Source organism: Variovorax sp. P4_B10, from assembly GCF_056402375.1.
In genome coordinates this window covers 47966-63496 of sequence record NZ_JBFUHN010000005.1, presented here as the reverse complement: position 1 = coordinate 63496, position 15531 = coordinate 47966, and the positions used below count along the sequence as shown (strand labels likewise).

Annotated in this window: 10 protein-coding genes; 7 read left to right on the top strand and 3 right to left on the bottom strand. The window is 66.8% G+C overall.

Annotated features, from left to right (window positions below; genetic code table 11):
* Window positions 1-38 precede the first annotated feature (38 nt).
* Genes AC1DXX_RS04200 through AC1DXX_RS04185 form a run of 4 tightly spaced genes read left to right on the top strand, consistent with a single transcriptional unit; the run spans window position 39 to window position 4733 of the window.
* Window positions 39-704 (top strand): GntR family transcriptional regulator, encoded by a 666-nt coding sequence (locus AC1DXX_RS04200; RefSeq protein ID WP_225612662.1) that lies wholly within the window; start codon window positions 39-41, stop codon window positions 702-704.
* 8 nt (window positions 705-712) lie between these two features.
* A complete protein-coding gene (gene puuE / locus AC1DXX_RS04195) occupies window positions 713-1675 on the top strand; it encodes an allantoinase PuuE (protein WP_478132907.1) in 963 nt (320 codons plus the stop codon).
* Window positions 1672-3474: a 2-oxo-4-hydroxy-4-carboxy-5-ureidoimidazoline decarboxylase gene (gene uraD / locus AC1DXX_RS04190; protein ID WP_478132906.1), complete on the top strand. Its 1803-nt coding sequence runs from the start codon at window positions 1672-1674 to the stop codon at window positions 3472-3474. Before puuE ends, uraD begins: the two co-directional genes overlap by 4 nt.
* A gap of 11 nt (window positions 3475-3485) precedes the next feature.
* Window positions 3486-4733: a M20 family metallopeptidase gene (locus tag AC1DXX_RS04185; protein WP_478132905.1), complete on the top strand. Its 1248-nt coding sequence runs from the start codon at window positions 3486-3488 to the stop codon at window positions 4731-4733.
* A gap of 18 nt (window positions 4734-4751) precedes the next feature.
* Here AC1DXX_RS04185 and AC1DXX_RS04180 read toward each other — a convergent pair whose 3' ends face one another.
* Complete coding sequence (locus tag AC1DXX_RS04180) at window positions 4752-6782, bottom strand: putative bifunctional diguanylate cyclase/phosphodiesterase (RefSeq protein ID WP_478132904.1); 2031 nt, start codon at window positions 6780-6782, stop codon at window positions 4752-4754.
* A gap of 185 nt (window positions 6783-6967) precedes the next feature.
* Here AC1DXX_RS04180 and AC1DXX_RS04175 point away from each other — a divergent pair, with 185 nt between their 5' ends.
* Window positions 6968-8677 (top strand): CehA/McbA family metallohydrolase domain-containing protein, encoded by a 1710-nt coding sequence (locus AC1DXX_RS04175; RefSeq protein ID WP_478132903.1) that lies wholly within the window; start codon window positions 6968-6970, stop codon window positions 8675-8677.
* Between the two features lie 265 nt (window positions 8678-8942).
* Here the strand turns inward: AC1DXX_RS04175 and baeS are convergent, their stop codons facing one another.
* Together baeS and AC1DXX_RS04165 are read right to left on the bottom strand one after the other, a co-directional pair.
* Window positions 8943-10322 carry a sensor histidine kinase efflux regulator BaeS gene (baeS, locus tag AC1DXX_RS04170; RefSeq protein WP_478132902.1) on the bottom strand — a complete coding sequence of 460 codons (1380 nt, stop codon included), beginning with the start codon at window positions 10320-10322 and terminating at the stop codon, window positions 8943-8945.
* Window positions 10323-10373: 51 nt separating this feature from the next.
* Window positions 10374-10997: a TetR/AcrR family transcriptional regulator gene (locus AC1DXX_RS04165; protein WP_478132901.1), complete on the bottom strand. Its 624-nt coding sequence runs from the start codon at window positions 10995-10997 to the stop codon at window positions 10374-10376.
* 145 nt (window positions 10998-11142) lie between these two features.
* Between AC1DXX_RS04165 and AC1DXX_RS04160 the strand changes: the two genes are divergently transcribed.
* Window positions 11143-12351 carry an efflux RND transporter periplasmic adaptor subunit gene (locus tag AC1DXX_RS04160; RefSeq protein ID WP_478132900.1) on the top strand — a complete coding sequence of 403 codons (1209 nt, stop codon included), beginning with the start codon at window positions 11143-11145 and terminating at the stop codon, window positions 12349-12351.
* A gap of 15 nt (window positions 12352-12366) precedes the next feature.
* Complete coding sequence (locus tag AC1DXX_RS04155; RefSeq protein WP_478132899.1) at window positions 12367-15528, top strand: efflux RND transporter permease subunit; 3162 nt, start codon at window positions 12367-12369, stop codon at window positions 15526-15528.
* The last annotated feature ends 3 nt before the right edge of the window (window positions 15529-15531 follow it).

The following is a 15531-nucleotide window of genomic DNA, read 5'->3' as shown; positions in this document are numbered from 1 at the left end:
TGTATACAGTTACCGGCTTTGGGTCTATCATGAAAAACATGGAGTCCTCCACCACCCGTTCGATCGTCGATGCCCTGACCAAGGCCATCGTCGAGCACCGGCTTCAGCCCGGCACCAAACTCGCCGAGCAGAAGCTGGCCGATCATTTCGGCGTGTCGCGCACGCTGGTGCGGCAGGCGCTGTTCCAGCTCTCGCAGAACAAACTCATTCGCCTCGAGCCCGCGCGCGGCGCCTTCGTGGCCGCGCCCGCCGTCGACGAGGCCAGGCAGGTGTTCGCCGTGCGCCGCATGCTCGAGGCCGAGATGACGCGCGAGTTCGTGCGCACCGTCACGCCCGCCAAGATCAAGGCGCTCAAGGAACACGTCGCGCTGGAAAAGTCGGCCGTATCGGGCGAGGACATCTCGGGCCGCACCGAGCTGCTCGGCGACTTCCACGTGCGCATGGCCGAGCTCATGGGCAACCAGGTGCTGGCACAGATCCTCGGCGAGTTGATCTCGCGCTGCGCCCTCATCACGCTGATGTACCAGAGCACCAGCGCGGCCGAGCACTCCAACGACGAGCACGCCGACATCGTGAAGGCGCTGGCCGCGCGCGACGAAGAGCGCGCCGTGCGCCTCATGACCGAACACCTGGAACACGTCGAGGCCAACCTGACCTTCGACCGCAAGGTTCCGACCAACGACATCTCCCTCGCGCTGTCCTGATCCACACCATGACCGTCTACGACACCACCCTGCCCTACCCGCGCGACCTCGTCGGCTACGGCCGCAACCCACCGCACGCCCAGTGGCCCGGCGGCGCGCGCATCGCGGTGCAGTTCGTCCTCAACTACGAAGAGGGCGGCGAGAACGCCACGCTGCATGGCGACGCGGGCTCCGAGCAGTTCCTCTCCGAGATGTTCAATCCGGCCAGCTTTCCGGACCGCCACATCAGCATGGAAGGCATCTACGAGTACGGCTCGCGCGCCGGCGTATGGCGCATCCTGCGCGAGTTCGAGAAGCGCGGCCTGCCGCTGACCGTGTTCGGCGTGGGCATGGCGCTGGAGCGCTACCCCGAGCTGACCGCCGCTTTCAAGGCGCTGGGCCACGAGATCGCCTGCCACGGCTGGCGCTGGATCCACTACCAGAACCTCGACGAATCCACCGAGCGCGAGCACATGCGCCTGGGCATGGAAGCCATCGAGAAACTCACCGGCGAACGCGCCCTGGGCTGGTACACCGGCCGCGACAGCCCGCGCACGCGCCGCCTCGTGGCCGACTACGGCGGCTTCGAATACGACAGCGACTACTACGGCGACGACCTGCCCTTCTGGATGAAAGTGCAGAAGACCGACGGCAGCGTGGTGCCGCAGCTCATCGTGCCCTACACGCTCGACTGCAACGACATGCGCTTCGCGCTGCCGCAGGGCTACTCGCACGCCGACCCGTTCTTCCAGTACATGAAGGACACCTTCGATGCGCTGTACGCCGAAGGCGACCCGAGCGGCGACAACAGCCCGAAGATGATGAGCATCGGCATGCACTGCCGCCTGCTCGGTCGGCCCGGCCGCATCACGGCGCTGCAGCGCTTCCTCGACCACATCGCGCAGCACGACCGCGTGTGGGTCTGCCGGCGCATCGACATTGCGCGCCACTGGAAGCAGGCGCACCCCTTTGAAGCCGGAGCCGTATCATGAGCCTCACCATCGCCCAACTCAACGCCGCGGTGCCGGCCGAAGCCGTCGCGCTGCTCGACGGCATCTACGAGCACTCGCCCTGGATCGCCCAGCGCGCGCTGGCTGCACGCCCCTTCCGCTCGCTCGCACACCTCAAGCATGCACTGGTGCAGGCGCTGGCCGCGTCGTCGGCCGACGAGCAGATCGGCCTGATCCGCGCCCACCCCGAGCTCGCGGGCAAGGCCATGGTCAGCAAGACGCTCACGGCCGAATCGACCAACGAGCAGAGCAAGGCCGGCCTCACCGACTGCACGCCCGAAGAGTTCGCGAAGATCCAGAAGCTCAACGCCGACTACAACGCGAAGTTCGGCTTTCCGTTCATCCTCGCGGTGCGCGGGCCGCGCGGCACCGGCCTCGCCAAGCGCGAGATCATCGACACCTTCGAGCGCCGGCTGTACAACCACCCCGCCTTCGAGCTCGGCGAAGCGCTGCGCAACATCCACCGCATCGCCGAGATCCGCCTCGACGACAAGTTCGCCGCCGACATCACGCTCGGCAACGACGTGTGGGACTGGCAGGAAGCGCTCTCGGTGCACACCGACCCCGGCTATGCCGAGAAAGGCCAGCTCACCGTCACCTACCTGACCGATGCGCACCGCGCCTGCGCCGCGCAGATCTCGGGCCTGATGCGCTCCTCAGGCTTCGACTCCGTGCACATCGACGCCGTCGGCAACGTGGTCGGCCGCTATGAAGCAGCAGGCTTCATCGAAGGTTCTGGCGCGACGCCGGATGCGAAAACCCTCCTCACCGGCTCGCACTACGACACCGTGCGCAACGGCGGCAAGTACGACGGGCGCCTGGGCATCTTCGTGCCGATGGCCTGCGTGCGCGAACTCAAGCGGCAAGGCAAGCGCCTGCCCTTCGCCTTCGAGGTCGTCGGCTTCGCAGAAGAAGAAGGCCAGCGCTACAAGGCCACCTTCCTGGGATCGGGTGCGCTCATCGGCCATTTCGATCAACGCTGGCTCGACCAGAAGGATGCCGACGGCATCACGATGCGCGAGGCCATGCAGCATGCGGGCCTGAAGCAGGAAGACATTCCGAAGATCCAGCGCGATCCGGCGCGCTACCTCGGCTTTGTCGAGGTGCACATCGAGCAGGGCCCGGTGCTGACCGAGCTCGACCTGCCGCTCGGCATCGTCACCTCCATCAACGGCAGCGTGCGCTATGTCGGCGAAGTCATCGGCATCGCCAGCCATGCCGGCACGACGCCGATGGACCGCCGCCGCGACGCCGCCGCCGCGGTGGCCGAGCTGATCCTCTACACCGAGCAGCGCGCCGCAAAAGACGGCGACTCCGTCGGCACCGTCGGCATGCTCGAAGTGCCCAGCGGCTCCATCAACGTGGTGCCGGGCCGCTGCAAGTTCAGCCTCGACCTGCGTGCGCCCAACAACGCGCAGCGCGATGCGCTGGCCACCGACGTGGTCAATGCGCTGAAGGACATCTGCGAACGCCGCGGCGTTCGCTACGAGCTCGAAGAAACCATGCGCGCCGCCGCCGCGCCGAGCGCACCCGCCTGGCAGCAGCGCTGGGAGACAGCCGTGGACGCCCTCGGCATCCCGCTCTTCCGCATGCCCAGCGGCGCCGGCCACGATGCGATGAAGCTGCACGAGGTGATGCCGCAGGCCATGCTCTTCGTGCGCGGCATCAACTCGGGCATCAGCCACAACCCGCTCGAATCGAGCACCAACGACGACATCCAGCTCGCAGTGCAGGCCTTCCAGCTGCTGCTGGACAACCTCGCCGCCGAACAAGCTCACTGAAAAGAAAAACCATGACCGACTACGCCAAGCTCGACGCCTGGATCGACGCCCACTTCGACGAAGAAGTGCAGTTCCTGCAGCAACTGGTGCGCGTGCCCACCGACACGCCACCCGGCAACAACGCGCCGCACGCCGAGCGCACCGCCGAGCTGCTGAAGGACTTCGGCCTGGAGGCCGAGAAACACGCCGTGCCCGCACAGGAAGTGAAGGACTACGGCCTCGAATCGATCACCAACCTGATCGTGCGCCGCAAGTACGGCAAGGACGGCGACGGTGGCCGCACCGTGGCGCTGAACGCCCACGGCGACGTGGTGCCCCCGGGCGAAGGCTGGACGCACGACCCGTACGGCGGCGAGATCGCCGACGGCAGCCTCTACGGCCGCGCGTCCGCGGTGAGCAAGAGCGACTTCGCCAGCTTCACCTTCGCATTGCGCGCACTCGAAGCCGTCGCCAGGCCGACCAAGGGCAGCGTCGAGCTGCACTTCACCTACGACGAAGAATTCGGCGGCATCCTCGGCCCGGGCTGGCTGCTCAAGAAGGGGCTGACCAAGCCCGACCTGATGATCGCGGCCGGCTTCAGCTACGAGGTGGTCACCGCCCACAACGGCTGCCTGCAGATGGAAGTGACGGTGCACGGCAAGATGGCCCACGCGGCCATTCCGACCACCGGCGTCGATGCGCTGCAAGGCGCGGTGAAGATCCTCAACGCGCTCTACGCGCAGAACACGCTCTACCGGCAGGTGACGTCGAAGGTCGAGGGCATCACGCACCCGTACCTCAACGTGGGCCGCATCGAAGGCGGCACCAACACCAACGTGGTGCCCGGCAAGGTCGTGTTCAAGCTCGACCGCCGCATGATCCCCGAAGAGAACCCGGTCGAGGTCGAAGCGGCGATCCGCAAGGTGATCGCCGATGCGGCGGCCAGTTTTGGAACGGACGGCGCCGGCATCACGGTCGAGATCAAGCGCCTGCTGCTGGCCAACTCGATGAAGCCGCTGGCCGGCAACAAGCCGCTGGTCGACGCGATCCAGAAGCACGGCCAGGAACTGTTCGGCGAGCCGATCAAGGCGATGGGCACGCCGCTGTACACCGACGTGCGCCTCTATGGCGAAGCCGGCATTCCCGGCGTGATCTACGGCGCCGGCCCGCGCACCGTGCTCGAGTCGCATGCCAAGCGCAGCGACGAGCGGGTGGTGCTCGAAGACCTGCGCCGCGCCACCAAGGTGATCGCGCGCACGCTCGGCGACCTGCTGGCCTGACCCCCGCCCACCCGGCGGTCAGCGCGCGCCGGTGGTGAGCGCACGCCGGCGCCGCGCGGCCCACGCGTCCACATCGGCCAGCGGTGCCGGCAGCGAGAGGAAGTAGCCCTGCACCAGCGGGCAGCCCATTGCGCACAGCGCATTGAGCTCTCCCTCCGTCTCGACGCCCTCGGCCACGACCTGCAGGTTCAGCGAGCGCGCCAGCTGGATGATCGAATCCACCAGCACCACGTTGCCCGGCACGGTCGGCAGCCCTGTGATGAAGCTGCGGTCGATCTTGACCTGGCGCACGTACTCGCCGCGCAGCGAGGCGAGCGACGAGTAGCCCACCCCGAAGTCGTCGACCACGATCGCCACCCCCGCGGCCGCCAGCGCCGCAAGCCGGGTGCGCGTGGCATGGGTGTCGAGCGCCACCTCTTCCGTGATCTCGATCTGCAGCCGGTTCGGCGCGATGCCGCGCGCCTCCAGCATGCCCAGCACGATGTCGTCGACGGCCAGCTGCGCCATCTCGCGCGGCGAGACGTTGATGGCCACCGGCACGCGCGCCAGCGGCGAACCCGCCTGCTCCAGCTTCCGCATGCCGAGGCAGACCTCGTCGACCAGGTGGCGCAGCAGCGTCTCGGCGATGCCGGTGTTGGCGGCGGCGAACACCGCGTCCTCCGGCGCGATCCGGCCGTGGCGCGGATGGTGCCAGCGCATCAGCGCCTCGAGGCTGTGGATCTTGCTGCCGTCGCAGCTCACGATGGGCTGGTACCACACGCCGATGTCGCGCTCCTCGATGGCGGTCAGCAGGTCGCGCTCGACATCGCGGCGCGTGGCCAGCCGCAGGTTCAGCGCTTCGTCGAACAGCTGGTAGCGGTTGCGCCCGGCGCGCTTGGCTTCGTGGAGCGCCTCGTCGGCGAAGCTGATCATGTCTGCGATCTCGGCGTCGCCCGACACCAGGACGCCGATGCTCACGCCGAACTGGCCGCCGTAGGAGGCCGTGGCGGAGGGCGTCGCCTCGATCAGCGCCTCGGCGACGGCCGCCGGCGCACGCCGTTGCGGCTGGAGGTCGTAGAGCACGGCGAACTGGTCGCCGCCCCAGCGCCCCAGGACCGGCTGCAGGTCGGTGAGCTCGCGCTGCAGCCAGGCCGCCACGTCCTGCAGCACGCGGTCGCCGCCCTTGTGGCCGAAGGCGTCGTTGACCGCCTTGAAGCCGTCGAGGTCGAGCAGCAGCAGGCCATGCTGCCGGCCGTCGGGCGCGGTCAGGTGCAGCGAGGCGGCTTCCGTGAAACCCTCGCGGTTGAGCAGGCCGGTGAGCGCGTCGTGCGAGGCGCGAAAGGACAGCTGCTGCGTCGCCTCCAGCGACAGCCCATGCACCTGGCGCAACTGCGCCGCCATGGCGGTCGCCTCGTTTTTCAGGCGGCTGCCTTCGCGGAAGACCCGATCGCTCTGCAACGCGCTGCGCACCAGCGCCGCGAGGTACACCAGCACCATCGCCGCCAGGCTCAGGTTGTCGAAGCCCCCCGCATACACCAGGCAGCCCATGACCGACAGCAGGACCGGTGTGATGAAGCAGATCGGCACGAAGGCGTAGGCGATGCCGTAGGTCACCGCGCCCGCGCAGATGCCGCACACCACCGTCAGGTAGAACACTGTCTGCGGCGACGTATACCCGTCGGACAGCACCGGAATCAGCGCCCAGACGCAGCCCGAGGCCAGGGCCGAGACCACCGCGATCCGCAGGTGCCACTCGACCGGCCGGCCCGTCGGCGAGGTGGCGACGTTGCTGTCGACCGCCACGCCCTCCGGCAGCGCGAACGGCCGGCGGCTGATGACGATGCGCGCGCCGTTCACCGCCAGCGACAGCATCAGCCAGCACAGCCCAACGATCACCCGGCCCGAATTCAGGGCCACCAGCGCGGCCGTGCAGCTCAGCACGATGTTGATCGGAATGGCCGACAGCACGCTGCGGCGTACCACCACGAGCTGTTCCGTGCGGACCGTGCGCGACAACGCCTCACCGTCGACGGAAGCGGTGAAGGTGGGGAAGGGCTCGCTGGAATTCATGGATCGGCACAGTTTATAGAGCGGAAGCGCGGCTGGGCCCCCTCGCGGGGCGATAAACATCCACGCACGGTGCACACGTGAACTTTCGTTTCGCTTTCATCGTGGCGTCACGGCGAAATCCCAGACTCGGCGGCTCGCTCCGGCGGATGCATTTCAGGCATCCGTCATCCTTTTTTTCTTCCGCCATGTCCATCCTCCCGACAGTCCTCCCCCTTCCCCGCTCGCTCCTGTCCACCCTCGCCCTCGGCACGCTGATGCTGGCCGGCTGCGGCGGCGGCAGTTCCAACGGCACGGCCTTCTTTCCCGTGGCGCCGAACACCCCGGGCACGCCGGCGACCGTTGCGCCGCCCACAACCACGCCCTCGCCGCCCGTCGAGCCGGTCGCTCCGCCCCCGGCCGGCCGCTGGACCATCGGCGACCTGCACATCCACACCATGCAGTCGGACGACACGCAGCAGATCTCCACGCTGGACCAGGTGCTCGCCAAGGCCTTCGACCGGTTCGGCCTCGACTGGGCCGCGATCTCCAACCACCTGCGCCTGTCTTCCTACGACAACGACGGCAACAGGCTGCCGGCGCAGATTCCGTTCTCGCTGGGCATGGCGAAGTACGAGGTGCCGCGCATCAAGGCGCTGCAGGCCAGCGGGAAGTACGCCGACAAGACGATCTTTTCGTCCTTCGAATGGGACATGCCCACCCACGACCACGGCAACATCGGCATCCTGACCGACAACCCGATGTCGGATGCCGCGCTCAAGGCCGCGAGCCAGTTCGAATACCTCTTCACCAACCGCGACCCCGCGCTGTTCCCGGCCGCCGATGTGGCCGCATGGAATGCCCAGGATGCACGGGCCTTCTCCACGCATGCGGACGTGCTCAAGGCCATCGCCTGGTTGAAGAAGAACTACCCCGACACGAGCTACCTGCAGATCAACCATCCCTCGCGCAACCCGGGCAAATACACGATCGCCCAGCTGCGCGAGATGAACGACGCCGCACCGAACATCGTGTTCTCGCTCGAAGGCATGGTCGGCAACCAGATGGAGCCCGACCGCGGCGGCTACAACAGCGCCTACAGCCCGGCCAACCTGCCCTCGCGCACCTACGGCGGCGTGGACTACCTCGTCGCGAAGCTCGGCGGCACCTGGGACGCGCTGCTTTCCGAAGGCCGCCACATCTGGAACGTGGCGGATTCCGACTATCACTTCACCACCTCGCAGGGCCAGTACAGCAGCGGCTACGCACCCGGTGAATACGCCAAGAACCACCTGTGGGGCGACATCAAGGACCCGAAATCGCTGCTCGCGGCCATGCGCTCGGGCAAGCTCTTCGCGGTCAATGGCGGGCTGATCGATGCGCTCGACTTCAAGGTGCAGAGCGCCAAGGGCGCGGGCGAGATGGGTTCAGAAGTGGCGGCCAGGCCGGACGAGGACCTGAAGATCACCATCCGCTTCAAGAGCCCCGAGCGCAACAACTTCGAGTTCCAGCTCGGCAGCGGCGTCTTCGCCAACGTGAAACCGGTGGTGGACCACATCGACCTGATCGCGGGCGACGTGACCGGCCCCGAAAAGCCGGGCACCCCCGGCTATTCGCGCGACACCAACCCGTCGACCCGCGTGCTCAAGCGCTTCACGCGCAACGACTGGAAGCTCGATGCCGAGGGCTACTTCGCGGTGAGCTACACCGTGAAGGCCAGCAGCAACCAGTACTTCCGCCTGCGGGGCACCAACCTGGGGGCCGACGTGCCCAACGAAACCGCCGGCGGCGAACCGCTGTTCGATGCTCAGACGACCGGCACCGACAACGTGGCGCGCTTCAACGCCATCAATGCCCGCAACTACAGCGACCTGTGGTTCTACTCGAACCCGGTGTTCGTGAAGGTCGCGGCGCAGTAGGCTCCCCCTCGATTCCAGGCGCAGGAGCGCCACCTGCAAGCCTGGGTATGGAGGGTGACAGCGGTCGGCATCGAGGCGAGTCCCTGAGCGGTTTTTTTCTCCCCGCCTCTACCAGCGCCGAACCGCTGTCGAGAGGCAGTGTGCGTGACCCCAGTGAAGTCAGGGTGAAGTCCGTGTGGGAGTTCCGTGAAACGCGCCGGGCCGCGGTGTCGATGCGGGGTCCCGGCATTGACGCCGTGGGCGCGTTATGCCTGCCACCTGCATGTCAGATCAGCGGCAGTTCGATCGCCATGCGAAGTCCGCCCCATTGCGACGCCGAGGCAGTGATGCGGCCTTCATGGGCTTGCGCGATGTTGCGGCAGATTGCCAATCCCAGGCCGCTTCCACCGGTGGCGCGGTTGCGCGACTGTTCGACACGGTAGAAGCGCTCGAACAATTTCTCCATCTTGTCGTCCGGCACGCCGGGCGCACTGTCCTCGATGACGATGAGCGCGGTGGCGCCGTGCCGGGCGCAGTCCACACGGACCATGCCGGCACCGTCCGTGTAGCGCAGCGAGTTTTCGAGCAGGTTGCCGAACAACTGGTGCAAGCGTGCCTCGTCGCCACTGATCGTCAGCGGCACCTGTGCGACCTGCAGTACCAACTGCAGCGACGCCGCGTCGAGCCGCCGCTGCATGCTTTCGGCCGCCGCCCGGAGCACCGTGACCACATTGATGGGGACCCGCCGGTACGCCATTGCACCGACATCGCTCAGCGACAGATCGTGAAGGTCGTTGACCAGCCTGCCGAGCCGCTCGACCTCCATGTGCATGGCGTTCGTCGACTGGATCGAGGATGAACGGATGCCGTCCTGAATGGCCTCGAGTTGCGCTCGCAACGCCGCCAGCGGCGTTCGCAATTCATGGGAAATGTCCGCCATGAAGCCTCGCCTTGCCCGGTCGGCATGCTCCAGCGTCTGCGCCATGTGGTTGAAGTCACGCGCCAGCGCGCCGAGCTCGTCATGGGCTCCATCCGCAATACGCGACGCGAAGTCTCCTGCGGCCAGGCGATGCGTGGCCCGGGCCATATCGCGAACCCGCCGCAACAGAGCGCGCGCCAGGATGAATGTCAGCAAGGCCGCCACAAGAATCGATCCGAGCCCGACCATCGTCAAGGCGGTGAATTGGTGTTCGAGAAAGCGCTTGTCATTCTTCGGAAGCACAGCCTCGAACGGCACCGTCGCGACCCAACCCACTGTGCGTCCCCCAACCACGACGGGAACACGGATCGAATCCGCGTTGACGTCCGGATTGCCGACCACGCGGCGCATCTCCGCGTCCAGCAGGCCCACGCGTGCAAGTGCGCCAGTCTGATCGGAAGCCGCCAACCGAGGCGCAGCATCACCCCCCGCTTCGCGGAGAAAGGGCAACACCAGGTTCACCCACTCCCGGAAATCAGAGTGCAAGAAGTCCCAGCTGCCACGAATGGCATAGGCCTGCTCCAGGCGTGGAACGATCTCCTCCATCCGCGTCCGGCTCTGCTGGTTGAGGTAGCCCAGGAAACCACGCTCCATCACGAGCCGCGCGGCGACGGCCTGCACCACGACCACGGCAGCGCAGGCAAGCAGAACGAACAGGAAGAGCTTTGCCCTGATGCCGAATTTCATGTGAGCGGGCCTGCCGATCGGGATGCGTGCACGAGGCGCCTCCATCCACCGTCATTCCGCAGGCTTGCTGGCCGATGCGTAGCCACCAAGGAACACCTGCACGGCGCGGCGCGTCGCCTCTCGCAGATCCTTCCGGGTCAACGGCCCCTGCATGCCGAGAAGACTCGGCCTGACGGTTTCCGAGTCCAGCAGCGCGGTCAGATGGCCCGCCGCCACGTACGGGTCGGCCGTCCGCATCCGGCCCTTGCGCATCTGTCGTTCCAGGAATCCTCCCAACTCCTCGAGGCCCTTCCTCGGGCCTCCCTCGAAGAAAAGCCGCCCGATGTCGCTGCGGCCGGCCTCGGCGATCACGGCCCTGTGCGCCTGGATGAGCTCTTGCGAGCACACCACGGCCAGCACCTTCTCGCCGAAACGTTGGAGCACGCGCTCGAGGTCGTCGTCGTCCTCCTGACCCAGCGCCGCGAAGATCGGCTCGAAGTGACTCTTCGCGGCAGCGTGGATCACGGCCACGAACAGTTCCTCCTTGGAGCTGAAGTACCCGTAGAGCGTTGCCCTCGAACCGCCCACGCGTGCGGCGATCTCCACCATCGAGGCCCCCTCGAACCCCAGTTCCCTGAAGACCTCCGATGCCACCTGGACGATGGCCTCGCGCTTGGCTTCGGTCTTGACCCGCATCTCACATCTCCTTATTTCTATACAAGACTGTTCATTATTGATTGACAAGCGGCTGGAAGTCAAAATACATTTCAGTACAGCACTGTCTAGTTAATCAAAGCCCGGACACCTTACGGCCCGGTCGCCCTTCTTCAGGAGAATCGCAATGCGCCCCCCTCTCGCCTACGGCCTGACCTTTGCCGCGGCCCTCGCGTCCACCTGCATGCTCGTCGCCTGCGGCAAGCCACCGGGCGGTCCGCCGCCAGCGCCCGGCACTCCTGAAGTCGGCATCGTCACGGTGCAGCCGCAGCGCGTGGCCATCACGACCGAACTGCCCGGGCGCACCGTGCCTTTCCTCATCGCCGACGTGCGGCCGCAGGTCGGAGGCATCGTGAAGTCCCGCAAGTTCCGCGAAGGCAGCGATGTGAAGGCCGGCGAGGCCCTCTACCAGATCGATCCCGCCACGTACAAGGCAAGCTACGACAGCAACGTCGCCGCGCTCGCCAAGGCGCAGGCCAGCCTCGGCACCACGCGGCTCAAGGCCGAGCGCTACAAGGAACTGGTGGCCATCAAGGCGGTGAGCCAGCAGGACTACGACGACGCCGCGGCCACGCTGCAGCAAGGCGAAGCCGATGTCGCCTCTGCGAAGGCCAATGTCGAGACGAGCCGCATCAATCTCGCCTATGCGCGCATCGAGGCGCCGATCTCGGGGCGCATCGGCAAGTCGACGGTCACGCCCGGCGCGCTGGTCACGGCCAGCCAGTCGACCGCGCTGGCGACCATCCAGCAGCTCGACCCGATCTACGTCGACGTGACCCAACCCAGCGCCGCGGTGCTCCAGCTCAAGCAGGCGATGGCGCGCGGCGACCTCCAGAAGAGCAGCGCCAATGCAGCCAGGGTGCGGCTGCTGCTGGAAGACGGCAGCGCGTATCCGCTCGAAGGCAAGCTCGAGTTCTCGGACGTCACCGTGGACCAGAACACCGGTGCCATCACGCTGCGCGCGGTGTTCCCCAATCCCAATGCAGACCTGTTGCCCGGCATGTACGTGCGCGCCGTGTTGCAGGAAGGCGTGAAGGAAGAGGCGCTCCTGGTGCCGCAGCAGGCGGTGTCGCGCGACGGCACCGGCAAGCCGACGGCCTACGTGGTGGACGCCCAGCGCAAGCTGCAGCGGCGCGTGCTCGAGACCGAACGCGCCATCGGCGACCAATGGCTGGTGCGCGGCGGCCTGCAGGCCGGCGACAAGCTCGTGGTGGATGGTCAGCAGCGCGCAACGCCGGGCGTCGAGGTGAAGACGGTGCAATGGAGTCCCAAGTCCAAGCCGGGCACCGAAACCGCCAAGGCCGCGCCCTCCGAGCCCGGCAGCGCGGCCAACTGATTGCGAGAGACCGTCATGGCACGTTTCTTCATCGACCGCCCCATCTTCGCGTGGGTTCTCGCCATCATCGTGATGCTGGGCGGCGTCATGTCCATCGCCACCCTGCCGATCGCCCAGTACCCGAGCATTGCGCCGCCTGCCGTCGCCATCACTGCCAACTACCCCGGCGCTTCCGCCAAGACGCTGGAGGACACCGTCACCCAGGTCATCGAGCAGAAGATGAAGGGGCTCGACAAGCTGAGCTACATGGCCTCGACCAGCGAGTCGTCGGGCTCGGTCACCATCACGCTCACCTTCGAGAACGGCACCGACCCCGACACCGCGCAGGTGCAGGTGCAGAACAAGCTCTCGCTTGCCACGCCGCTGCTGCCGCAGGAGGTACAGCAGCAAGGCGTCACCGTCACGAAGTCGGCCACCAACTTCCTGAACGTGCTTGCCTTCACCTCCGAGGACGGCAGCATGAACGGCTCCGACCTGTCGGACTATGTGGCTGCGAACGTGCAGGACGCCCTCAGCCGTGTCGAGGGTGTGGGCGACACCATGCTCTTCGGTTCGCAGTACGCCATGCGCGTATGGATCGACCCGAACAAGCTGGCCAATTTCAGCCTCACGCCGCTGGATGTGAAGAACGCGATCCAGGCGCAGAACGCGCAGGTGTCGGCGGGGCAGCTCGGCGGCATGCCGGCGGCCGGCAACCAGCAGCTCAACGCAACCATCACCTCGCAGACGCGCCTGAAGACCGCACGGGAGTTCGAAGACATCCTCCTGCGCACGCAGACCAACGGCGCCCAGGTCCGCCTGCGCGACGTAGCCCGCATCGAGCTCGGCAGCGAGTCGTACAACACGGTCGGCCGCTACAACGGCAAGCCGGCCGCCGGCCTGGCCATCAAGCTGGCCGCCGGCGCCAACGCGCTCGACACGGTCAAGGCGGTCGACGCGCGGGTGGCCGAGCTCGAGAAGTTCTTTCCGCAGGGCATGAAGGTGCAGAAGCCCTACGACACGACGCCCTTCGTGCGCATCTCCATCGAGGAGGTGGTGCGCACGCTGATCGAGGCCGTGGTGCTGGTTTTCCTGGTGATGTACCTCTTCCTGCAGAACTTCCGCGCCACGCTGATTCCGACCATCGCCGTGCCGGTGGTGCTGCTCGGCACCTTCGGCGTGCTCGCGGCTTTCGGTTTCACCATCAACACCTTGACGATGTTCGCGATGGTGCTGGCCATCGGCCTCCTGGTCGACGATGCCATCGTGGTGGTCGAGAATGTCGAGCGCGTGATGACCGAGGAAGGCCTCTCACCCAAGGAGGCCACGCGCAAGTCGATGGGCCAGATCACCGGCGCGCTGGTCGGCGTGGCCCTGGTGCTGGCGGCGGTGTTCGTGCCGATGGCGTTCTTCGGCGGCTCCACGGGCGTGATCTACCGGCAGTTCTCGATCACCATCGTCTCGGCCATGACGCTGTCGGTGCTGGTGGCGCTGGTACTCACGCCGGCCCTGTGCGCGACACTGCTCAAGCCGGTGCCCAAGGGCCATGCGATGGCAACCACCGGCTTCTTCGGCGGGTTCAACCGCAGCTTCGACCGCGGCAACCACCGCTACCAGGGTGTCGTGCGGCACATGGTGGGCAAGGGCTGGCGCTACATGGTCGTGTACGCGGTCCTGCTGGCCGCGGTGGTATTCGGCTTCATGAAACTGCCGGTCGGCTTCCTGCCGGACGAAGACCAGGGCACGATGTTCGCGCTGGTCCAGCTGCCGCCGGGCGCGACGAACGCGCGCACGGAAGAAGTGATTCGCCAGGTGGAGCATCACTTCCTGGTCGATCAGAAGGATGCGGTCTCGGGCATCTTCACGGTGGCGGGCTTCAGCTTCGCGGGCAGCGGGCAGAACACGGGCTTCGCCTTCATCAAGCTCAAGCCCTGGGACGAGCGCAAGGGCGAAGCGCTGAGCGTGACGGGCGTGGCGGCGAAGGCCGGCACCTTCTTCAACACGATCCGCGACGCGAAGGTGTTTGCCTTCGCCCCGCCGGCCGTGGCGGAGCTCGGCAACGCGACCGGCTTCGACCTGATGCTGCAGGACCGTGCCAACCTCGGGCACGAGGCCTTGATGCAGGCGCGCAACCAGTTGCTCGCCACGCTGGCCAGGGACAAGCGCCTGGTGGCCGTGCGCCCCAACGGGATGGAAGACACGCCCGAATTCAGGCTGGAGATCGATCCGCACAAGGCACAGGCCCAGGGTCTTTCGATGACCGACATCAACGACACCTTCTCGGCGGCATGGGGCAGCAGCTATGTCAACGACTTCATCGACAAGGGCCGCGTGAAGAAGGTGATGCTGCAGGCCGATGCCCAGTACCGCATGCTGCCCGGGGACATCGACCGCTGGTACGTGCGCAACAGCGCCGGAACGATGGTGCCCTTCACCTCGTTCGCCAAGGCGGGCTGGAGCTCCGGCTCGCCCCGCCTGGAGCGCTACAACGGGGTCCCCTCCGTGGAAATCCTGGGCATGGCAATGCCGGGGTCCGCATCGAGCGGCGAGGCGCTCGCCATCGTGGAAGCGGCGGTCGCGCAGTTGCCGCCAGGCATCGGCTACGAATGGACCGGCCTGTCGCGCCAGGAGAAGGCCTCGACCGGCCAGACCGGCCTCTTGTACGGGCTGTCGATCCTGATCGTGTTCCTCTGCCTTGCCGCGCTCTACGAGAGCTGGGCCATCCCGTTCTCGGTGATCATGGTGGTGCCGCTCGGCGTGCTGGGCGCGCTGGTCGGCGCGATCCTGACGTGGAAGATGAACGACGTCTATTTCCAGGTGGGCCTGCTCACCACGATCGGCCTCGCATCGAAGAACGCGATCCTGATCGTCGAGTTCGCGAAAGACCTGCACGCGCAGGGCAAGGAGCTGGTCGAGTCCGCGCTGGAAGCGGCGCGACTGCGGCTGCGCCCCATCCTCATGACATCGCTGGCCTTCATCCTCGGCGTGCTGCCGCTGGTTCTGGGCAGCGGCGCCGGGGCCGGCGCGCAGCATGCGCTGGGCACGGCGGTGATCGGCGGCATGCTGTCCGGCACCCTCCTCGCGATCTTCTTCGTGCCTCTTTTCTTCGTGCTGGTGCGTGGCCTCTTCAAGGGCAAGGACCAAGGCGATTTCGCCGCGCCCGCCGCGCATGCACAACCGGCTGCGGCCGCATCCTGAGGT

Coding starts and splice junctions, on each gene's coding strand:
- AC1DXX_RS04155 (WP_478132899.1), top strand. CDS start 12,367: ATGGCACGTTTCTTCATCGACCGCCCCATCTTCGCGTGGGTTCTCGCC.
- AC1DXX_RS04175 (WP_478132903.1), top strand. CDS start 6,968: ATGTCCATCCTCCCGACAGTCCTCCCCCTTCCCCGCTCGCTCCTGTCC.
- AC1DXX_RS04160 (WP_478132900.1), top strand. CDS start 11,143: ATGCGCCCCCCTCTCGCCTACGGCCTGACCTTTGCCGCGGCCCTCGCG.
- baeS (WP_478132902.1), bottom strand. CDS start 10,322: ATGAAATTCGGCATCAGGGCAAAGCTCTTCCTGTTCGTTCTGCTTGCC.
- uraD (WP_478132906.1), top strand. CDS start 1,672: ATGAGCCTCACCATCGCCCAACTCAACGCCGCGGTGCCGGCCGAAGCC.
- AC1DXX_RS04200 (WP_225612662.1), top strand. CDS start 39: ATGGAGTCCTCCACCACCCGTTCGATCGTCGATGCCCTGACCAAGGCC.
- AC1DXX_RS04165 (WP_478132901.1), bottom strand. CDS start 10,997: ATGCGGGTCAAGACCGAAGCCAAGCGCGAGGCCATCGTCCAGGTGGCA.
- AC1DXX_RS04180 (WP_478132904.1), bottom strand. CDS start 6,782: ATGAATTCCAGCGAGCCCTTCCCCACCTTCACCGCTTCCGTCGACGGT.
- puuE (WP_478132907.1), top strand. CDS start 713: ATGACCGTCTACGACACCACCCTGCCCTACCCGCGCGACCTCGTCGGC.
- AC1DXX_RS04185 (WP_478132905.1), top strand. CDS start 3,486: ATGACCGACTACGCCAAGCTCGACGCCTGGATCGACGCCCACTTCGAC.